Genomic DNA, 19,765 nt, shown 5'->3' on the forward strand with positions numbered 1-19,765 from the left:
ACGAATCGCCCGGATCACGTAGTCCCCGTGTGTGTCGACCGACTCGACGGACAACGCGAGATGGGGGATGCGGCGGACCCGGTGCGGGCCGCAGGCTGGGCCGAAAAGCGAAGCCGCCACCCTTTCCTCACTAGGATGTCAATCGTGACGATGCCCGACCGCAGGCAGCCGGACGCGCCACAGTCCCACTGCGAGTTCAAAGTCTTCGGCGGCCTCGGCTGCCGGCGGGACGGCTCGGACGTCGATCTCGGCCCGGTTCGTCAGCGGATCATCCTGGCCAAGCTCCTCGCTGCCGGGGGCGACGCGGTAAGCCTCGACACCATCATCGACGGCGTGTGGGACGAACACCCACCCGCCAGCGCCGCCAACCAGATCCACCGGCACGTCGGGCACATCCGGCGGATTTTCGAACCGGATCTGGACGTCCGCGAGACCGGTGGGTACCTCCTGCCGGCCGGCACCGGCTACCGGCTGGTCCTCGCCACCGAGGACTCCGATCTGGCCATGTATCGCGAGCTGGTCCGGCGGGCCCGCGAGGCGCTCGCCGGCGGGGACGTCGTGGCCGGCGTACGGGCGTACCTGACGGCTCTCGAGCTTGGCCGCAGCCCTGCGTTCACCGACCTTCCGACAGGTGCGTTGAGTTCGCCGGAGTTCGTCGCCATCGAACGGGAGCGTGTCGCGGTGGCGATCGCGGCCAGCGAGGCGGCGATCGCCCACGGCATGGCCGGCACCGTGTTGACCCCACTCCTGAGCGTCGCCGTCGGGGCGCCGCTCGACGAGGCGCTACAGGCGTGCCTGATGCGCGCGTACGTGGCCGCCGGTCACCGGGCGGAAGGGGTACGGGTCTTCGAGCGGACGCGGCAACGGCTCGCCGAGGAACTGGGGGTGGACCCGGGGCCGGAGTTACGGGAGGCGTATCGGGAACTGCTCGCCAGCGGCTGGACCCCGCAGGACGAGCCGCGCCCGCCGGAGGAACCCCGACCCGCGCAGCTACCGCCGCCGGTCGCGGGCTTCGTGCGACGAAACGACGTCGCCGCCGTGCTCGACGACCACCTGTCCGACGCGTTCGGTGACGCGACGATCGTGATCACCGTGCTCGGCGGCATGGGTGGCATCGGCAAGACCGCCCTCGCCGTGCACTGGGCACATCAGATCGCCGACGATTTTCCCGATGGCCAGTTGTTCCTCAACCTGCGGGGTCTGGATCCCGACGGACGCGTCATGTCGTCGGAGGAGGCGCTCGCCACGTTGCTCGCGTCACTGGGCGAGCCGGCGGTCGCGTCACCGCTCGAGAACGTCGACGCGCAGGCGGCACGTTACCGCAGTCGCCTGTCCGGCCGTCGCGTCCTGATGCTCCTGGACAACGCCCGCGACTCCGACCAGGTACGCCCGCTGCTGCCCGCCTCTCGCGGCTGTCTGGTCATCGTGACAAGCCGCAACCGGATGACGAGCCTGGTGACCCGGGAGGGCGCACGCTACCTGCACGTCGATCGGCTGACCGGGGCCGAGTCCCGACAGTTGCTGATCAACCGCCTCGGCACCCGCCGCGCCACCACCGACCCGGACTCGTTGGACAAGGTCATCACGCTGTGCGCCGGGCTGCCGCTCGCACTGGCGATCGTCGCGGCCCGATTGGCCCTCAACCCGGCCCTGCCGTTGAGCGCTGTCGTCGACGACGTCTCGGCGCCGTCCGCCCGACTCGACGCGTTCTCCAGCGCGGACTCGTCCGACGATGTCCGGTCGGTGTTCTCGTGGTCGTACCACGCTCTCCAGCCGGCGACGGCGCGGGTCTTTCGGGCCCTCGCCGTCCATCCGGGTCCGGGGATCTCGCTGGAGTCGGTGGCCAGCATCGCCGGAGTCGGCCGCGCGCGGGCGCGCGACCTGCTGAGGGAACTGGTGACCGCGAATCTGCTCGACGAGTCGCAGTCCGGGCGCTACGTACTGCACGACCTGCTGCGGGCCTACGCGGGCGAGCTTCTCCACGAGGATCAGGAGCGAGGAGAGTACGAGCGGCGGCTCATCACGCACTACCTGCACTCGGCCCGCGCCGCGTACGCGAGGCATCACCGGCAACCCGTCGGGACTCTCGACGAGCCGCCCTCGGATGTGACGCCCGAATCGTTCGACAGCGTGCCGCAGGCTGCCGCCTGGTACGCACGGGAACGGTCCGCGCTGTGGGCGGCGATCGATCTGGCCCTCGCCCATGGCCTGCGGCGCGACGCGGTTGCCATGGTCCTCGCCGCCTCGGCTCCGGGCAGCAACTCCATACCCGCTCGCCGGACACCGACCGTACTTGCGATCCTCGACATGGTGAACGTGCTCGGCGAGCCGCTGATGGAGGCCGAACTCCTGCGCGCCGTCGGTGCGGTCTTCGCCCCGCTGCCGCAGGCCGACGAATATCTCCGTCGAGCCCTGGCCATCTTCGAAGGCGCCGGAGAACTCGCCGGACAGGCCGACGTCCTGCGCAACCTCGCCGCGCTGTCGTTGTCGCGTGGCGACCACGACGCCGCCAACGCGTACGGCGAACGCTCGGTGGATCTTGCGCGGCGGACGGGGCGTCAGGAGTTGCTCGCCGTCTCGCTGCTGACACTCGCGAGCGCGCGCCTGGGGTCGGATCGGTTCGAGGCTGGCACCCAGGTCGCGGACGAGGGGTTGGCCATCGCGGTGGCGAAGCGCCTCGATCACCTGAAGATCTACTACGCGCAGCTCATCGCGGAGTCCTCCTGGAAACTCGGCCGGCTCGAACGGGCGGTGCGGGTGTCGGAGTGGGGATTGGCGGAGGGCGTCAGTGAGTCGAACGGTCCCCGGTGTGCCGTCGCGGCGATCCTCGCGCGGGCCGCGTTCGATGGGGGCGACCTGGCGCGCGCGGAACGGGGTTGCCAGCAGTTCGAGGCTCTGATCGCCGACAACGGCTTCCGGGAACTCATCGAATTCTCCGGCATGGAGGAGGCCGAGGCGTACCGGACAATTGTCGCGTATGTCCGGGCTCGGCTGAGCTTGATGAGGGGCGCGTCGTAGACGCACAGCGCGAGCACTCAGTCTGCACTCGTCGTGCACCCCGGTGCGATCGGATGGTCGTCGAGACCCCGAACCCTCGCCCGAGGAGCACGAATGCACCGCGCCGTAGCCGAGCCCGCCCAAGTCCTCTCCCGCGCGGTACTGACCCCACGGCAGGCGCAGATCGCCCTGCTGGTGGCGGCCGGCTCCACAAACGTCGAGGTCGCGACGCATTTGGTCATCAGCACCCATACGGTCAAGCACCACCTGCGCGGGGTGTTCCACCGACTGGGCGTGGCCTCCCGCCGCGAGTTGCGCAGGGCGCTGGCCCACCACGACACGACCAGCCACTTCGCCCAGAGCTGCTGCCTGACCGGTCAGGAGCGCGACATCGCACGCCGGGTGTCGAACGGCGCGTCCAACCGCGAAGTGGCGGCACAACTGTTCATCAGCCCCAGCACTGTGGACTATCACCTACGCAAGATCTTCCGCAAGCTCAACATCACCTCGCGTCGAGAACTGGCGCGACGAGTCACGCAGTCGGCCGTCGCCGTCCCGCCGGGGATGAATCTTGACGAGGTGCAGGCGGGCCGTTGAGCATCCGGAGCCGAGATGCCGTGGTGCCCGGTTTCGTTGAGCACCCGACCCACGGCAGAAGTCGTTATATTGGACCTTATGTACAAAAAACTCAATTCACCAGATTCCACCGAATTCGCCGGCAAGCGCGCGGTCGTCACGGGAGGTTCTCGCGGCATCGGGGCGGCCATCGTGCAGCGGCTGCTCGACGGCGGCGCGACGGTCGTCACCACGGCGCGTAACGCCTCCGACGAGACGCCGAAGGCCGCCACCTTCATCCAGGGCGACATCGGCACACTCGCGGGCGTGCAGGCATTCGCCGCGGCAGCGCTCGACCAACTCGGCGGCGTCGACATCGTCGTCAACAACGCGGCGGCGGCACGCGCCCACCTCGGTGGTGTCTCCTCCATCCCGGACGAGGAATGGCTCGACGCCCTCGACCTCAACTACCTGTCCGCCGTACGCGTCAACAACGCGCTGCTGCCGGCGCTGCGCGAGGCCGGATCGGGCGCCGCGATCGTCAACATCTCCTCCGGAGCGGCGCTCACACCGGCGCCGCCACTGGCCCACTACGGCGCCGCCAAGGCCGCCCTCAACACCTACGGCAAAGCCCTCGCCACCGAACTCGCCCCGGCCGGAATCCGCGTCAACACGATCATCCCCGGCAACGTGCTCACCCCGGGCGCCGACGCGATCCGCCAGAACTTCGCCGACGCCATGAACGTCGCGCTTGCCGACACCACGGCGGGCATCCCCATGGGTCGTCCCGGAGACCCGCGCGACATCGCCGAGGCCGTCGCCTTCCTCGTATCGGACCGGGCCCAGTGGGTCACCGGAACAAGCCTGACAATCGACGGCGGCGAAATCCCCGTCGTCTAGTGCCACGTTCGGTCAGCCGCGCCCCCGTAGCTGCCGACGCAGGTCGGCGTGTCGGACCGTATCCACGACGATCACCACCGTCAGTATCAGCACCAGCAGCGCGAGTGCGGCCAGCGGCGGCAGCAGGGCCGCGACCGGTATGCCGGCCAGCAGCACGCCGACGGCGACCAGCCGCACGCCGCTGAGCGTCATGTGCATGCGCTGGACGAACAGCAACTGCCCGGCCAGGTAGGTCGCGAGGCCGCCGAACAGGGCCGAGGCGTAGAAGAGACCCAGTGGCTCCGCGTCGCCGGCGTGGGCCGCCATGCCCTCGACGCCGAGGGCGCTGAGAACGACGCCGGCGACGATCGGGAAATGCCCGAAGTTGTAGGCCTCCACGGCAAGGATCGTTCTCGCCTGCCCTCGGGCCTGCTCCAGCCGGCGTGCCGCCGCCAGGGACACGAGGTCGAAGTAGAGCCACCACAGGCCGATGGCGAGCCCGACACCCAGGACGGCGACCGCGAGCAGCGGCCAGCCGACGGGCTGGCCCTGGGCGCCAAAACCGATCGACAGGATCGACTCGCCGATCGTCAGGATCACGAACAGGCCGTGCCGCTCGGTCCAGTGCGCGGCGCTGTGCACCCGCCAGTCACCGCGCCGCGAGGTGAGGAGGAGCAAGACCCACTCCACCACGACGGCGCCAGCGAACAGCAGGGTCTGCCACCACCCGCCGACCGCGATCCCGATCAACAACAGGGCCACGCTGACCACCACCGGAATCCACGTGATGGCGAGCTGACGCCGCAGCCCCGCATCCTTGCCGGCGGCGACCGAATACACGCCGAGGTGCACGAAGCGCACGACCAGGTACGCGCAGACGAGCACCAGCGGAGCGTTCAACGCGCCCGGCGCGTCGTGCCACGCCTGCAGAACGGTCAGGTCGACGACGAAGATCGCGACCATCGCCACCGACATCCCCACCCGGAGCAGACCCACGTCGGCCCGAGCCTGGTTGCCCAGCCACGCGTAACCAGCCCACGTCGTCCACAACAACGCGAGCAGGATCAACCCCTGCAGCACCCCGGACGCGCTGTGCGCATCGGCCATGTACTCGGTCACCCGAGTGATCGCGAAGACGTACACCAGGTCGAAGAACAACTCGAACGTCGTCGCCGCTTGACCCTCGCCGGTCATCCGAACCGCACGCAGGAGCCGCGACCCCCGACGAGCGACAGGCTCATCCGACACGACAACGCCCCCTGGGCCTATTTGCCCCGTCTTGATGGTATTGGCACATCGTACCGATGAGCAGGTCGCCGACAGCTTCCGTGCCGTCGGTGAACACCGCTGCGACCTGGTCACCGCGCTGGTCGACGTGGACCAGGCGCTTGCCGTGGTGGATGGGCACGCCGCGGCGGAGGGCCTCCTGGCGCAGCGTGGCGTAGAGGTCGTGGCGTCTGATGACGATCGGGAGCGTCCCGTCGGGCAGCGGAGTGCCGGTGTGTCCTTCGCCCAGGCGTCTGCCGTTGCCGAGCCACATGACGCCGCGGGGTACCGGGAAGCCGGCGTCGCGGACGGCGGTGTGCGCGTCGAGGGTGCGCAGCGCGTCGAGACCGTTGAGGGAGATGCCCATGCTGGCACCCACGTCGTGAGCCGTGGTGGCGTACGCCTCGTAGACGGTGGCGTCGATCCCGACTTTTCGTAGTGCCATGGCGGCGGTCGGACCCGCGACACCGCCGCCGATGATCAGTGCGTGAGTCATGCCCACGCCTTCCTGTTCTAGGCTTTCCGCGGGTCACCCCACCCGAAGCAACAACTTCTCGAAGAAGTTGCTTCTCGGGGAAGCTGTCCGGAAGGAGGTGGGCATGTCAACGGGGCACGAAGCACTCGTGGCGGCTGCCTGGGTGGAGATCCCGCAGTTCGTCAGTGCCACCGCGCTGTTCCAGTCGGCGGTCGCCGACCAACTCGGCGTACCGGTCAACGACCTGCACTGCCTCAACCTCGTCAGCGCGGGTCTCGCCGTCACGCCCACCCAGCTCGCCGAACGGATGGGCATGACCACCGGCGCGGTGAGCAAGATGCTCGACCGGATGGAGGCGCAGCGCCTCGTCCGTCGCGAGCATGACCCGCACGACCGTCGGCGGATCACCGTGCACCCCAGGCCCGACCGGACCGACGAACTCGCCGCGCTGTACGAGCCGATGGCCGCATACCTGACCGAGCGCATCGCCGGGTTCACCGACGACCAACTGCTCCTGCTGACCGACTTCGCCCGTACCGGCCGCGACGTGGCGCTACGCGAGGCCACCCGGCTCCGTAAGGGCGGCAGGCCACACTCCACGCGGAAACGCCGACCGCCGTCGGATGGTCTACCGAACTGATCGCGCGGCGCCGCGTGAGCCTCAGGGACGCCTTCCCCTACGATCCGCTAGAGCAGTTCGCCGACGGTGTTGCCGCCGACGGCCAGGGTGGGCGTGGTCAGCCGGCCCACCGCTGAGATCGCTGCCGCGTTCTGCTCGGCGGCCCGGTAGTAGCCGAAGCCGCAGCGCAGGGCCTCCCGGCCGGTGATCCGGCGCAACTCCATGCGGAATCCCTGCCGGTTAAGCCCGGGTCTCTCCTTGGACGCCCCGCTGGCAGTGGTCCGGGCGTGGGCCGAGCAGCACAATCGAGGAGCGCCGTCGCAGCCCCGACCAGTAGCGCCGCCCGTCACGGACGGATTGATCGGCGGCTCCGCCCGACAGAACCATGATCCACGTGGGGCAGGTGGGAAGCCGACGACCGTCAGCCCCCACCTTCACCGCCGCATTCAGAGAATTGAGCGACGCAGCCGGGGTCAGCGCCCGGTGGGCACGATGTTCGAGGATTGCCCGTTCTGCTCGTCGCGCTTCAGGCGCTTCGCAGTCTGCTTCTCCTTGATCGTCTTACCCTTTTTCTTGACGTTCGCCTTGGTCGTCGAGTCCTTGGACATGATCGAACCTCCTGAAGCAGGTAGGTGAACGTGCAGCGTGGTGCTCGCCTGACAGCGGCGTGCAGGTGACGGATGACCCGCGCGGCGGGCACGAAGTCCTTCACTGCACGCCGACCCTACGCTGTTCTCGCTCGTGCCGGCGCTGTCACCCGCGGCCGTGGAGCACCGGATAGCGCAGGTGAAGCACCCGGTTGCCCTGAATCACCGCGTCCGGATCCTCCAGCAGGTGCTGCGCGTCAACCGACCCGAAGTAGCGCTTGCCGGAGCCGAACACCACGGGTACGACGTCCATGCGTACCTCGTCGACCAGGCCCGCGGCGAGCGCCTGGCCACCGACGTCGCCAGCGGCGACCTCGACGATGCGGTCACCCGCGAGCGTCTGCGCCTTGGCCACGGCGGCCTCGACGCCGTCGACGAAGTGGAACGGCGCCTCGGGGTCCCAGCCCTCGGGCTGCGGCCGGTGCGTCACGACGACCACGTGGTCGATCCCGCTCGGCGGCGTCCCGTCCCAGCCGTCCGTCAGGTCGAAGACGTGTCGGCCGGCGATCGTGACCCCGATCTGGTCCCAGTACGGCCGGGTGTAGTCGTAGGACGTCTGCGACACCGTCAGCGCGCCGCTCTCGTCCAACGCGACGTCACCGCCGGACAACCAGTCGAACAGCGGTCCGGGCTGGTCATTGTCGTCCGCGATGAAGCCGTCAATCGACACCGAGCCGTACATGACCACTCTGCCCACGGGGCGCTCCTCTGCTTCGGGGCCCCCAAGTTAGCGTGTCGTGAGCTGACGCTCTTGTACGAAATCAATCGACCGGCAGCGGCCAGTTGTCCAGCACGTGGCCGGGATGTTCGCGCAGGAAGCGCCGTCGGACTTCGACGTACCGGGTCGGCGTGAGCCCGGTGAACGCCCGGAACTCGTGGCCGAAGTGGGCCTGGTCGAAGTAGCCAGCCCTACCGGCGAGGTCACCCCAGTCGATCGGTCCGGCGGGGTCGATCGAGAACACGGTGGTGGCGAAGCGGTAGGTGCGGGCCAGCCGCTTCGGGGTGACGCCGACGAGTTCCTTGAACCGCCGCGCCAGGTGCGTGCTGCTGACACCTGCCGAAACCCTCAGGTCGTGGATGGCCACCGCCCCGCTGGTCGCCGCGATGACGCTGCTCGTCTGGCGGACCAGCCCCAGGCCGGCGGTCTCGCACAGCCGTCGCATCAGCTCCTCCTCGAGCAGCGTCAGCATCTCTTGTGGTCCCTCGGCCGTGGCCAACCGGTCTCGCAGCTCCGCGATCGCCGGCCGGCCCCACGCCTGCTCCACCGTCACCGGTCGGTCACACAGCTCGACCGCGGGCATCGGCAGGAACGGCGCCAACCCCCACGGCTTGAAGTGCACGCCGACGGACCGGGTTCGGGGTGGGTAGCCGAACTCCCACGCGCGGGTGGGCATGGTGACCACGCAGCCGTCGCCGTACTCGGCCGTCTCGATGTCGGTGCCGGCGCGGATGCGGAACGGCGCCCCGAGGTTGACGATGAGCAGCGCCGCCGGCGGCGGCAACGTCAGCCGGGCGTACGGCGGCTCACCCGCCAGGTAGTAGAGGTCGTCGATCAGCCCGTCCAGCGGCGGTCGCGGCACTCTGGACACGTACTCCACGCCCAGAGTATCGCCGACGCCCCCGCGGCATCGCGTCCAGCCGCGCCAACTCCGGTTCACGTCGCGGCGGTAGTTGCCGGCCACGAGCAGTCGTACACGACGTAACCCCGGTAGGCGGCGCGCTTGTCGTAGAAGGCGCGACCGCCGGAACTGGGCGCGTCGAGCGGCAGCATCGGTGCCTCGTCCTCCTGCTCGCCCAGCACCTGCTGAACGACAGTCAGAGTCGGACCGAGACCAGGTACGAGTGCCGCCGACGTCGGTGCGGCTGGCCCTCGCTCAGCCGCGTCGGGACACGTCCAGCGCGGTGGACCAGAGCGCGACGGCGGCTGGCAGACCGACCACCGCGCGTACGGTCTCGTTGCCCGTGTCGAGGCCGTACGCCGTCGCGCCGGCCGCGGCCACCAGGATCAGCAGTGCGCCGGTCCACAGGTAGCCGGGGACGTCGAAGATCTTGGCCAGGGGCAGGAAGTGCAAGCCGACGACCAGGCAGACGGCCACGACGATCAGCCCTGGTGAATCGGCCTGGAGCAGCCCGAAGACGGCGCCGAGGATCAGCGCGGTCTGGGCCAGGTTGACCAGGTGGAACCAGCGCATCGAATGCGTGTGGACGCGACGGACTCGGGACGGACCGCGCGCCTGCAACCGTCGGCCCGCCACCAGGAGGGCAGCGGCGCCGACCACGGCGGCCAGGTCGAGGGCGAGTCGGACGCCGGTGGGCACCGGTAGGCCGGTGACGCCCACGATCAGCCAGAGCAGTCCGTAGACGATCATTGTGACGACGCCCATGGCGAGCGGACCTCGGCGACTCACGGACTCGCCGCCCAATTGACGCGCGCCGGTGTCAGCAGACATGAGCGGACCCTAGCGTAGGCGCGTCGACAGGCGGCAGCGGCTGGCTCGGCCCCGACCACCGGTTTCGTGACTGAGGCGATCGGGCGAGGCTGCGACGGCGGAGTGACACGCGCGACCTGCGGGGAGCGGGCGGGCGGCCGTACGCGGACAATGGGGTGATGAAGCGAGAGGTAGGCGGGATGCGGTTGACCGGGGCGCGCGCCAACGGCGCGGTGGCGACGGGCGCGGCGGCCACCGGCGCGCGGGCTGCGGGGGCGGCGTCCCTGGGCGCCCTCGCGGTGGGGGCGCTGGCCGTCGGGGCCGTGGCCGTCGGGGCGCTTGTCATCGGGCGGCTGGCGATCCGCCGGGCGGTCGTGCGGGAGCTGCGCGTCGGCCGGTTGGAGATCGACGAGCTGGTGGTGCGCAGCCGACCCGCCGCCGAGGCATAACCCGTACCCGGCCCACCAGACGTGGCACGGCGCGGCCTTGCCCAAATCATCTTAGTCATTAAGATAACCGCATGGTCGTATCGACTGACTTCTCGGTGGCAATCGCCGGTGCCGGCCTCTCCGGCCTCTGCCTCGCCCAGTACCTGACGCGTGCCGGCATCGACGCGCACGTCTACGAGCGGGACCCGGGGCCGTTCGTCCGGCGGCAGGGCTACCGGATCATTCTCGACCGGCACGGGCTGGGGGCGCTGCGCGAGAGTCTGCCCCGCTCGCTGTACAACCTGGCGCTGACCACCGGCGACGAGCCCGGCGGGCACCTGCGCTTCACCGACAGCAGGCTGCGGGACGCGTTCACCATCGCCTTCAAGGACGAGCCGCACGCGACCCGCCAGGTCGACCGGCTGACCCTGCGGTCGATCCTGCAGTCCGGGCTGGACGGGCGCATCCACTACGGCAAGGACGCCGTCGCGGTGGACAGCGGCGGCCCGGCCGGGTTGCGGTTGCGGTTCTCCGACGGCGACGCCGCCCCGGCAACTGTCGTCGTGGGCGCGGACGGCGTCGGCTCGGCGCTGCGCGCACAGCTCGCGCCGGACGCGGACCCGGCGAACACCCCGATGGCGGGCATCTACGGCCGGTCGCCCCTGCGGCGCGACGGTGTGAGCGTCATCCCGGACGCCCTGCGTACCAGTGGGGTCCTGGCCATCGCCGACCGGCCGGGCCGCGCCTTCTTCTTCACGTCGATGCGGTTCGGCGAGAGCCCGCGGGAGGCGTTCGCGCGCCTGGCCCCGGGCAGCTACGCCCCCACCGGCGACGACTACGTCATGTGGGGGCTGCTGCTGCGGCAGGAGGAGGTGCCCAGCGGCGCCCGTGGGGACCTGCTGAAGCTGTGGAGACTGGCCGCCGGGATGAGCGCGGACTTCCACCCGCTGATCCGGCGGCTTGTCGACACGGCCGAGTTGGACGCGACAGTGCTCAACCACTTCGCCACCGGCCGGCGCCCGCGCCGATGGGCGGTGCCCCGGGCGACGATGATGGGCGACGCCGTGCACGTCATGCCGCCGTTCGGCGCGCACGGCGGCAACACCGCGCTTCGCGACGCCGCCCTGCTTGGCCACCGGCTGGTCGAGGCCCGGGCGACAGGCGCGTCGGTGGAGGAGGCGATCGCCCACTACCAGGACGAGATGGTGCCCTACGCCTTCCGCGCCGTCGACACCGCCGCCGGGCTGATGCGCCGACTCACCGGGGGAGCGGCCGCGCCGCATTGGGTGCTGACCCGCGTGTTACCTCGACTGCACCGGGTCACCGTCCCGGAGGCATGATTGCCGGCGTGTCCCACGAACCTGCCCGTGCGTCCGCGATCGCCGACCTCATGCGCGCCGGGCGGGAGATGTCGCGGCTGTCCATGGTGTTCCGGTACGCCATCGCGGAGCGGCTGGGCCTCACCGTGAGCGACCTGGAGTGCCTGGACTACCTGGCGGACGTCGGATCCGCCACCGCGGGGCAGGTCGCCGAGCGGACGAACCTCACCACCGGTGCGGTGACCAGCATGCTCCGCCGGCTCCAGCAGGCGGGCTACGTGACGGCCACGCGCGACCCGGCGGACCGGCGGCGGGTGATCGTCACCCTGCGGCCGGAGCGGATCGCCGAGTTGGAGCGACCGTACGAGGGGTTCGCCGAGCGGGCGGAGCGGCTCATCGAGGGCTACAGCGTCGCGGAGGTCACGCTGTTGGCCCGGCACTACGACCGCATGCGAGCGATGTACCTCGCCGAGTTGGACCGCCTCCGCAGCGACGACACCGAGCGGCGGCCTACCTGAGGCGACGTACCCGCGCCTGTGTGCCGGTCCGGCCGCCGCCGGGTGGGGAACTGTCCCGTCCGGTCCAGTTCCCCACCCCGACGTCAGGCGGCGGACCGCTGGACCGCCGTGGCCGGGTTGCCGTCCACCGCCGCGGTCAGCTGCGGAACGAGCTTCTCCAGCAGGAACGGCAGGCTCAGCGGGGTGATGAACGAGGTCGCCGCGCCGACCAGCTCCTCGTTCTCCAGGTAGATGTCACGACCCTCGGTCTTGACCTTGAGCTTGCTGTAGAGCGGGTCGGCCTGCACCTTCGCCCGGTCGGCGTCGTAGCTGTCGACAAGCCAGATCAGCACGCCGGTGTCGAGCATGTCGGTGCGCTCCCGGCTCAGGTTCGCGCCGAACTCCTTGCCGGTCACCTCGGCGAGCCCCGACGGCAGCGTGAAGCCCAGGTCGGTGAGGAACCGACCGCGCGAGTCCTGCGGGCCGTACACGTAGTAGCCCTCGTAGGTGGTGGCCATCAGGCCGGTCGCGCCGGCGAAGGCCGGGTTCGCCGTGCGTACCGCGGCGAACGTGGCCTCGACGTCGGTGACGACCTTGTCCGCCTGGGCCTTGCGCCCGACGGCGGTGCCGACCGTACGGGTGACGTCCTGCCAGGACACCCCGTAGTCGACCGAGTCCTTCGGCTGGGCCACGGTCGGCGCGATCTTCGCCAGCTTCGCGTAGTCGTCGCTGGTCAGCCCCGAGTAGACGCCGAGGATGAGGTCGGGCCGCAGGGCCGCCACCTTCTCGAACTGGATGCCGTCGGTGTTGGTGAGCACCTGCGGCTTGGCCCCCGCGCCCAGCGCGGCCTCGGCCCAGGGCCAGATCGCGCCCGGCTTCTCGCCGAACCACTCGGTGGTGGCCACCGGCACGACGCCCAGCGACAGCAGGGCGTCCTGCTCGACCAGACCGACCACGGCGATCCGCTTGGGCTCGGCCGGGATGGTGGCGGTGCCGAACTTGTGCTCGATCGAGACCGGGAAGGCGGTGGAGGTGGCGGCGCCGGAGGAGGGGGCCGACGGCTCCGATCCACCGCCGCAGGCCGCGAGGAGAAGCAGGAGCGCGGTCGAAGCGACAGTCGCGCTCCGGCGGATTGAGGGAAGCCGCACGGCTGTTCCTTTCTGCCAGCGAGGCCCCAGGGTGGTGACCTCGAACGGGAGTGTAGGTTAGCCTCACCTAATTGAGTAATGCGAACGGGTGGACGGATGGAGCACGTGTTGACCCCAGGCGCCAGCACCCGCCCGGCGCCCGGGACCGTTTCACCCCGGAAGGCGCCGCGCGAGTCGTTGTCGCGCTCCGGCCGCCGCTGGGCCGGCCTCGTCGTCGGCGTCGTCGCCCTCGCCGCCGCCGTGGCGCTGAGCATCGCGGTCGGCAGCCGTTCGCTCGGCCTCGGCACGGTCTGGCAGGTGCTCTGGCACGACGACGGCTCCTCCGCCGCGGAGATCGTGCACCGGCTCCGGGTACCGCGGACGATCCTCGGATTCGCCGTGGGCGCGGCGCTGGGCCTGGCCGGCACGGTGATGCAGGCGCTCACCCGCAACCCGCTCGCCGAACCCGGCCTGCTCGGGGTCAGCCTGGGCGCGTCCACAGGCGTGGTGCTGGCCATCGCGCTCCTCGGAGTGACAAGCGCGAACGGGTACGTCTGGTTCGCCATCGCCGGCGCCGGGCTCACCTCGGCGGCCGTCTTCGCGCTCGGCGGCGCCGGCCGGGCGCCCACCCCGGAACGGCAGGTGCTCGCCGGGGTGTCCCTCACCTCGGTGCTCGGCGCCGGAATCTGGGCGATCCTGGTGACCCACCGGGAGGCGTTCGACAGGTACCGGCACTGGGACGTCGGCTCGCTCGCCGACCGCGAGACCAGCACGATCACGCAGTTGGCGCCGTTCCTGGTGGTCGGCGTCCTGCTCGCGCTGGCGCTGGGCCGCCAACTCAACGCGCTGAGCATGGGCGACGACGCGGCGACCTCGGTCGGCGCGCACCCGGGACGGATCCGGGTGCTGGGCATGATCACGATCACCCTGCTGTGCGGGGCCGCGACCGCCGCCTGCGGGCCGATCTGGTTCGTCGGCCTCGCCGTCCCCTACGCGGCCCGGATGTTCACCGGCTCGGACCACCGCTGGATCCTGGCCTACTCGCTGGTCCTCGGCCCCACCCTGCTGCTCGTCTCGGACGTGCTCGGGCGGGTCCTGGTGGCCCCGGCCGAGCTGCCGGTCGGGGTGGTCACCGCGTTCCTGGGCGCACCGCTGTTCATCGCGCTGTGCCGCCGACGCCGGCTGAGCACCCTGTGAGCGGCCCGGTGCTCCAGCTCCGCCCGTCCGGACGGACGACCCGCCTGGTGATCCGCAGCCGGGGCGGCCGGCTCTCGCTGCGGGTACACCTGCGGGCGCTTATCGCCGGCACCGCGCTGCTGCTCACGGCGCTGGGCGTCGCGCTTGTCAACCTCTCCAGCGGCGACTTCCCGATCCCCGTGCCCGACGTGCTGCGCAGCCTCGTCGGCCAGGGCGACCCGGGCACCGACTTCATCGTGCAGGAGCTGCGGCTACCCCGCGTACTCATCACGCTGCTGGTCGGCACGGCCCTGGGCGCGAGCGGCACGATCTTCCAGGGGTTGACCCGCAACCCGCTGGGCAGCCCCGACTTCGTCGGCCTGACGGTGGGCGCGGCGACCGGCGCGCTCATCGTCCTGCTGCTGTTCAACGGCGGGGGCTTCCAGGTCGCGGCCGGTGCGATCGTCGGCTGCCTGGCCACCTCGGTCGCCATCTACCTGCTCGCGTTCCGCCGTGGGGTGCAGCCGTTCCGGCTGGTGCTGATGGGCGTCGGAGTGTCCGCGCTCCTCGACTCGTTCAACTCGTACCTGATCTACCGCAGCCGACTGGACGAGGCGATCGCCGCCCAGGTCTGGTTGATCGGCAGCGTCAACGGCCCCGGCTGGACCGAGGTGACGCTCGTCGCCGTCGCCGTCGCGGTGCTGCTGCCGGTCGCCCTCTACCACGGCCGGCACCTCGACATGCTGGCGCTGGGCGACGAGCCCGCGATGCTGCACGGCGTACCTGTCGAACGCAGCAGGGTGGTGCTCGCGCTGGCCGGCGTCGGACTCGCGGCCGGTGCCACCGCCGCGGCCGGGCCGATCGCGTTCGTCGCTCTCGCCGCGCCACCGTTGGCCGCTCGGCTGACCCGGTCGCCGAACGCCGGGATCCTGCCGGCCGCGTTGATGGGCGCCGCCCTGTTGACGGCCAGTGACTGGGTGGCGCAGCGCATCCTGCCGGACGACGACGTCCCGGTCGGTCTCGTCACCGCCGCCCTGGGCGGCATCTACCTGACCTGGTTGCTCTTCCACGAGCGACGTAACCGCGGACAAGGAGCACAGTGATGACCGAGTCGCGGCTGCGGGCCGACGCGCTGACCCTGGCGTACGACAAGAGGGTGGTCGTCCGGGACCTCGACGTCCAGATCACCGACGGTTCGTTCACCGTCATCGTCGGACCCAACGCCTGCGGCAAGTCGACGTTGCTGCGGTCACTGGCCCGGGTGCTGAAGCCGCAGTCCGGCGCCGTCTACCTCGACGGCCAGACCATCGCGTCGCAGCCGTCCAAGCTGGTGGCCCGACAGCTCGGCATGCTGCCGCAGTCATCGGTCGCGCCCGGCGGGATCGTGGTGGAGGAGCTGGTCGCCCGGGGGCGCTTCGCCCACCAGCGTGTGCTGCGGCAGTGGTCGCCGGAGGACGAGGCGGCGGTCGCCGACGCGATGCGCCAGACCGAGGTGACCGAGCTGGCCGACCGGTTCGTCGACGAACTCTCCGGTGGCCAGCGTCAGCGGGTCTGGCTGGCGATGGCGCTGGCCCAGCAGACGCCGATCCTGCTGCTCGACGAACCGACCACGTTCCTCGACCTGTCGCATCAGTTCGAGGTCCTGGACCTCTGCGCCGACCTGCACGAGCAGGGCCGGACTGTCGTCGCCGTCCTGCACGACCTCAACCATGCCTGCCGGTACGCCACAGAGCTGATCGTGATGCGGGAGGGCCGGGTCCTCGCTCAGGGTCCGCCCGCCGAGGTGATGACGGCGGAGCTGGTGGAGACGGTCTTCGCGATGCCCTGCCGGGTGATGACCGACCCGGAGACGGACACGCCGATGGTGGTCCCGGCCGGGCGGCAGCGGCGTCGACTGGCCCGCGCCGGCGTCGTCGCGACGCCTGTCGACCGGGTTCCCGCGTGACCGGCGGGCGCAGACTGCTCACCGACACGCTCGGCAGGCAGCGGCGGCTCATCTCGCTGAGCACGCTTCTGATCACCGGCCACCAGGCCGGCGAGGCCGCGGTGCCGTTCCTGATCGGTGTGATCATCGACCGGGCCGTGGACGGCGGCGTCGGCAGCCTGGGCCTCTGGCTGGGTGTGCTGGCCGCCGTCTACGTCGGCCTGAGCTACAGCTACCGGTACGGCGAACGTACCGGTGAACGTGCCGCCGAACAGGCGGCGCACGACCTGCGGCTGCGGGTGACCGGGCGGGTGTTGCACGAGCGCGGCGGCGCGGAGGTCGACCGGTTACCCGGTGCCCTGGTGTCGATCGCGACAAGCGATGCGGCCCGGGTCGGGGCGGTCGCCATCGCTGTCGTCTCCGGCGTGGCCGCCGTCGTCGGCCTGATCCTCGCGGCGGTCCTGCTGCTGTCCATCTCCCTGCCGCTCGGGCTCGTGGTGCTCCTGGGCACCCCGCCGCTGCTGCTGCTCACCCGCCTGTTCGGCAAACCGCTGGAGGAGCGCAGCGAAACGGAGCAGGAGCACAGCGCGCACGCCTCCGGCATTGCCGCCGACCTCGTCATCGGCCTTCGCGTGGTCAAGGGCCTGCGGGCCGAGACGGCGGCGGTCGAGAGGTACGCGCAGCGCAGTCGCAGCGCGCTCGCCGCGACCGTGCGAGCGGCGCGCGCCGAGGCCGCGTACCAGGGGCTGGTGCTCACGCTCAGCGGGGCGTTCCTGGCGGTCATCGCGGTCATCGGCGGGGTCCTCGCACTCCACGGCGAGATCAGCGTCGGTCAGCTCATCTCCTCGCTCGGCCTGGCGCAGTTCCTGGTCGGTCCGATGTCCACGTTCGGCTGGGTGGGCGCCGACCTCGCGCAGGGCCGCGCGTCCGCCCGCCGCGTCGCCGCCGTCCTGGACGCACCCGTCGCGGTGCCCGACGGCACGGCGAAGCCGGTCACGCCGGCCCGTGGCGGGCTCGCGCTGCGTGGGGTGGACAGCCCACCCCTGCGCGGAATCGACCTGGAGATCGCCCCCGGCGAGCTGGTCGGAATCGTGACCACCGACCCGGCCGAGGCGGCCGAGCTCGTGCGGCTGCTCGGGCGGGTGCGCGATCCGGTCGCCGGGGTGATCGAACTGGACGGCATACCGCTCGCCGACCTCGCACCGGACGACCTGCGGGCCGTGGTGCTGGCCGTCGAACATCAAACCGACCTGTTCGACGACACCGTCCGAGCGGCCGTCTCGCTCGCCGAACGGGCCCTCCCGGCACGAGTCGACGCCGCGGTGACCGCGGCAGACGCCGACGAGGTGGCCCGCGGCCTCCCGGATGGGCTGGACACGGTGCTTGACGATCGGGCCCGCTCGCTCTCCGGCGGGCAGCGGCAGCGCATCGCGCTCGCCCGGGCGCTGGCCGGCGAACCGCCGGTGCTGGTCGTGCACGACCCGACCACCGCTGTCGACGCGGCGACCGAGTCCCGCATCGCGGGGCGACTGCGCGCGATGCGGGACGGACGTACCACGATCCTGATCACCGCCAGTCCGGCGCTGCTCGCGGTGACCGACCGGGTGATCGTCGTACACGACGGCACCGTCCGCATTGACGGCGCGCACGGCGACCTGGTCGCCGAGGACGACACCTACCGGGAGACCGTGCTCGCATGACCACCGACTCGACGACGTTGCTGCCGATCGCGACCGGACGTCGCACCCTGGCGCAGTTGCGGACGCTTGTGCGTCCGCACCGCTCCCGGCTGGCCGGGGCACTTGCCCTGCTGGTCGCCGGCACCGCGGCCGGGCTGGTAGGCCCGCCGCTGCTCGGGCGCATCGTCGATCTGGCCACCGGCGGCGGCAGCACCGGTGACGTGGTCCTCACCGGCGTGGGGCTGGTGGCCGCCGCGGTCGTCGAGGCGGTGTTGGCCGGGTTCGGTGTCGCCCTGCTCGCCCAGGTCGGCGAGGGTGTGCTGGCCCGACTACGGGAACGGTTCGTCTCCTCGGCGCTGCACCTTCCGCTCGAACAGGTCGAGCGCGCCGGGACCGGTGACCTCACCTCCCGGGTGACCAACGACGTCGCCGTGATCGCCGAGGCGGCCCGCAGCGCGGTCCCCGAGTTCACCCGCGCCCTGCTGACCATCGTGCTCACCCTGGCCGGGATGGCCGTGCTCGACTGGCGTTTCCTGGTCGCGGCGCTGATCGCGGTGCCCGTGCAGGCGCACACGGTGCGCTGGTACGCCCGCCGCGCCGTCCCGCTCTACGCCCGGCAGCGGGTCGCCGTCGCCACGCAACAGCACCACCTGCTCGCGACCATCGACGGGGCGTCGACCATCCGCGCGTTTCGGATCGCCGACGAGCACCGGGAGCGGGTCGCCACGAAGTCCCAGCAGGCGGTGGACCTGTTGCTGCGGGGCGTCGCGTTGCAGACCCGGTTCTACGCCCGGCTGCACGTCGCCGAGTTCCTCGGGCTCGCCGCCGTCCTCGGCACCGGCTTCTTCCTGGTCCGCGGGGATCTGGTGAGCATCGGCACGGCGACCGCGGCGGCGCTGTACTTCCACGGCCTGTTCGGCCCGATCAACGTGGCTCTCGCCCTGGTCGACGATGCCCAGGCCGCCGCCTCGGGGCTGGACCGGCTGGTCGGGGTCGCCGACCTGACCCCGCCGGTACGGCAACGGGCCAGCGGCGGCGAAGGCCCGGACGCGGTGGTGGTTGGTGGGCTGGACTTCGCCTACCGACCGGACCGGCAGGTGCTGCACGACGTCGATCTGACGATCGCCCGCGGCGAGCGGGTCGCCCTGGTCGGCGGTAGCGGCGCCGGTAAGACCACTCTGGCCAAGGTGATCGCCGGCGTGCACCAGCCGACCCGCGGGAACGTCGCGGTGCCGGCCGGCGAGGTCGCACTGATCACCCAGGAGGTGCACGTCTTCGCCGGACCCCTCGTCGACGACCTGCGACTGGCCCGTCCGGACGCCACCGACGACGAGGTGAGCGCCGCGCTGGACCGGGTGCAGGCGCTGGGGTGGGTGCGGCAACTGCCCGACGGCCTGCAGACCGAGGTCGGCGCGGGCGGGCACGTCCTCACCGCGGCGCAGGCCCAGCAGTTGGCGTTCGCCCGGCTGATCCTGGCCGATCCGCCGGTGGCGATCCTGGACGAGGCCACCGCGGAGGCCGGGAGCGCCGGAGCGCGCCTGCTCGAACGGGTGGCCACTGCCGCCCTGGCGGGGCGTACCGCGCTGATCGTGGCGCATCGACTCACCCAGGCGGTGAGCGCCGACCGGGTCCTGGTGATGGAGGCCGGCCGGATCGTCGAGGCGGGCACCCACCGCGACCTCGTCGAGCGGGACGGCCCGTACGCCACGCTGTGGCGGGCCTGGTCGGACCAGCGCGCTCGGCACTGA

Annotated in this window: 21 protein-coding genes; 12 read left to right on the top strand and 9 right to left on the bottom strand. The window is 71.3% G+C overall.

The annotated features are described in order from the left end of the window. The first annotated feature begins 150 nt into the window (after positions 1 to 150). The 3 genes from ACLQ29_RS24375 to ACLQ29_RS24385 all read left to right on the top strand — a co-directional run bounded on the left by ACLQ29_RS24375 (position 151) and on the right by ACLQ29_RS24385 (position 4,452). Positions 151 to 3,018 carry a BTAD domain-containing putative transcriptional regulator gene (locus ACLQ29_RS24375; RefSeq protein ID WP_425773853.1) on the top strand — a complete coding sequence of 956 codons (2,868 nt, stop codon included), beginning with the start codon at positions 151 to 153 and terminating at the stop codon, positions 3,016 to 3,018. Positions 3,019 to 3,111: 93 nt separating this feature from the next. Continuing rightward, the gene (locus ACLQ29_RS24380) at positions 3,112 to 3,594 is read left to right on the top strand and encodes a response regulator transcription factor (protein ID WP_425773790.1); all 483 of its coding nucleotides are present in this window, start codon (positions 3,112 to 3,114) and stop codon (positions 3,592 to 3,594) included. A gap of 36 nt (positions 3,595 to 3,630) precedes the next feature. Further along, the gene (locus tag ACLQ29_RS24385) at positions 3,631 to 4,452 is read left to right on the top strand and encodes an SDR family oxidoreductase (RefSeq protein ID WP_425773791.1); all 822 of its coding nucleotides are present in this window, start codon (positions 3,631 to 3,633) and stop codon (positions 4,450 to 4,452) included. Between the two features lie 12 nt (positions 4,453 to 4,464). On the opposite strand, the gene ACLQ29_RS24390 is transcribed toward ACLQ29_RS24385, so the two are convergent. Then, positions 4,465 to 5,625, bottom strand: a complete 1,161-nt coding sequence (locus ACLQ29_RS24390) for a low temperature requirement protein A (RefSeq protein WP_425773792.1) — start codon at positions 5,623 to 5,625, stop codon at positions 4,465 to 4,467. A gap of 43 nt (positions 5,626 to 5,668) precedes the next feature. Continuing rightward, positions 5,669 to 6,193: an FAD-dependent oxidoreductase gene (locus ACLQ29_RS24395; RefSeq protein ID WP_425773793.1), complete on the bottom strand. Its 525-nt coding sequence runs from the start codon at positions 6,191 to 6,193 to the stop codon at positions 5,669 to 5,671. 103 nt (positions 6,194 to 6,296) lie between these two features. On the opposite strand from ACLQ29_RS24395, the gene ACLQ29_RS24400 reads away from it, so the two are divergent. Then, positions 6,297 to 6,812, top strand: coding sequence for a MarR family winged helix-turn-helix transcriptional regulator (locus tag ACLQ29_RS24400; RefSeq protein WP_425773794.1), 516 nt, complete (start codon positions 6,297 to 6,299; stop codon positions 6,810 to 6,812). A gap of 47 nt (positions 6,813 to 6,859) precedes the next feature. Here the strand turns inward: ACLQ29_RS24400 and ACLQ29_RS24405 are convergent, their stop codons facing one another. From ACLQ29_RS24405 to ACLQ29_RS24430, 6 genes are all read right to left on the bottom strand, one after another. Beyond that, on the bottom strand, positions 6,860 to 7,015 hold the full coding sequence (locus ACLQ29_RS24405) for a hypothetical protein (protein ID WP_425773795.1): 156 nt from the start codon (positions 7,013 to 7,015) through the stop codon (positions 6,860 to 6,862). Positions 7,016 to 7,264: 249 nt separating this feature from the next. After that, positions 7,265 to 7,399 carry a hypothetical protein gene (locus ACLQ29_RS24410; RefSeq protein WP_269215350.1) on the bottom strand — a complete coding sequence of 45 codons (135 nt, stop codon included), beginning with the start codon at positions 7,397 to 7,399 and terminating at the stop codon, positions 7,265 to 7,267. Positions 7,400 to 7,544: 145 nt separating this feature from the next. Beyond that, the gene (locus ACLQ29_RS24415; RefSeq protein ID WP_425773796.1) at positions 7,545 to 8,135 is read right to left on the bottom strand and encodes a dihydrofolate reductase family protein; all 591 of its coding nucleotides are present in this window, start codon (positions 8,133 to 8,135) and stop codon (positions 7,545 to 7,547) included. A gap of 64 nt (positions 8,136 to 8,199) precedes the next feature. Then, positions 8,200 to 9,036, bottom strand: a complete 837-nt coding sequence (locus ACLQ29_RS24420) for a helix-turn-helix domain-containing protein (protein WP_425773797.1) — start codon at positions 9,034 to 9,036, stop codon at positions 8,200 to 8,202. Between the two features lie 56 nt (positions 9,037 to 9,092). Then, positions 9,093 to 9,239, bottom strand: a complete 147-nt coding sequence (locus ACLQ29_RS24425) for a hypothetical protein (protein WP_425773798.1) — start codon at positions 9,237 to 9,239, stop codon at positions 9,093 to 9,095. Positions 9,240 to 9,312: 73 nt separating this feature from the next. Further along, positions 9,313 to 9,888 carry a hypothetical protein gene (locus tag ACLQ29_RS24430; RefSeq protein ID WP_425773799.1) on the bottom strand — a complete coding sequence of 192 codons (576 nt, stop codon included), beginning with the start codon at positions 9,886 to 9,888 and terminating at the stop codon, positions 9,313 to 9,315. A gap of 158 nt (positions 9,889 to 10,046) precedes the next feature. On the opposite strand from ACLQ29_RS24430, the gene ACLQ29_RS24435 reads away from it, so the two are divergent. The 3 genes from ACLQ29_RS24435 (at position 10,047) to ACLQ29_RS24445 (ending at position 12,132) form a co-directional block, all read left to right on the top strand. Then, the gene (locus tag ACLQ29_RS24435) at positions 10,047 to 10,316 is read left to right on the top strand and encodes a hypothetical protein (RefSeq protein ID WP_425773800.1); all 270 of its coding nucleotides are present in this window, start codon (positions 10,047 to 10,049) and stop codon (positions 10,314 to 10,316) included. Positions 10,317 to 10,387: 71 nt separating this feature from the next. After that, on the top strand, positions 10,388 to 11,635 hold the full coding sequence (locus ACLQ29_RS24440; protein WP_425773801.1) for an FAD-dependent oxidoreductase: 1,248 nt from the start codon (positions 10,388 to 10,390) through the stop codon (positions 11,633 to 11,635). Between the two features lie 8 nt (positions 11,636 to 11,643). After that, positions 11,644 to 12,132 carry a MarR family winged helix-turn-helix transcriptional regulator gene (locus ACLQ29_RS24445; protein WP_425773802.1) on the top strand — a complete coding sequence of 163 codons (489 nt, stop codon included), beginning with the start codon at positions 11,644 to 11,646 and terminating at the stop codon, positions 12,130 to 12,132. A gap of 83 nt (positions 12,133 to 12,215) precedes the next feature. Here the strand turns inward: ACLQ29_RS24445 and ACLQ29_RS24450 are convergent, their stop codons facing one another. Further along, complete coding sequence (locus ACLQ29_RS24450; RefSeq protein WP_425773803.1) at positions 12,216 to 13,259, bottom strand: iron-siderophore ABC transporter substrate-binding protein; 1,044 nt, start codon at positions 13,257 to 13,259, stop codon at positions 12,216 to 12,218. Between the two features lie 96 nt (positions 13,260 to 13,355). Between ACLQ29_RS24450 and ACLQ29_RS24455 the strand changes: the two genes are divergently transcribed. From ACLQ29_RS24455 to ACLQ29_RS24475, 5 genes are read left to right on the top strand one after another with little or no spacing between them, the layout of a single operon-like run. Continuing rightward, positions 13,356 to 14,435 carry a FecCD family ABC transporter permease gene (locus ACLQ29_RS24455; RefSeq protein ID WP_425773804.1) on the top strand — a complete coding sequence of 360 codons (1,080 nt, stop codon included), beginning with the start codon at positions 13,356 to 13,358 and terminating at the stop codon, positions 14,433 to 14,435. After that, positions 14,432 to 15,517 carry a FecCD family ABC transporter permease gene (locus ACLQ29_RS24460; RefSeq protein ID WP_425773805.1) on the top strand — a complete coding sequence of 362 codons (1,086 nt, stop codon included), beginning with the start codon at positions 14,432 to 14,434 and terminating at the stop codon, positions 15,515 to 15,517. Before ACLQ29_RS24455 ends, ACLQ29_RS24460 begins: the two co-directional genes overlap by 4 nt. Continuing rightward, the gene (locus ACLQ29_RS24465; RefSeq protein ID WP_425773806.1) at positions 15,517 to 16,359 is read left to right on the top strand and encodes an ABC transporter ATP-binding protein; all 843 of its coding nucleotides are present in this window, start codon (positions 15,517 to 15,519) and stop codon (positions 16,357 to 16,359) included. Before ACLQ29_RS24460 ends, ACLQ29_RS24465 begins: the two co-directional genes overlap by 1 nt. After that, the gene (locus tag ACLQ29_RS24470; RefSeq protein ID WP_425773807.1) at positions 16,356 to 18,038 is read left to right on the top strand and encodes an ABC transporter ATP-binding protein; all 1,683 of its coding nucleotides are present in this window, start codon (positions 16,356 to 16,358) and stop codon (positions 18,036 to 18,038) included. Before ACLQ29_RS24465 ends, ACLQ29_RS24470 begins: the two co-directional genes overlap by 4 nt. After that, on the top strand, positions 18,035 to 19,765 hold the full coding sequence (locus tag ACLQ29_RS24475; protein ID WP_425773808.1) for an ABC transporter ATP-binding protein: 1,731 nt from the start codon (positions 18,035 to 18,037) through the stop codon (positions 19,763 to 19,765). The genes ACLQ29_RS24470 and ACLQ29_RS24475 overlap by 4 nt, the downstream gene beginning before the upstream one ends.

This window comes from Micromonospora sp. DT228 (assembly GCF_049841595.1).
Classification (GTDB): domain Bacteria; phylum Actinomycetota; class Actinomycetes; order Mycobacteriales; family Micromonosporaceae; genus Micromonospora.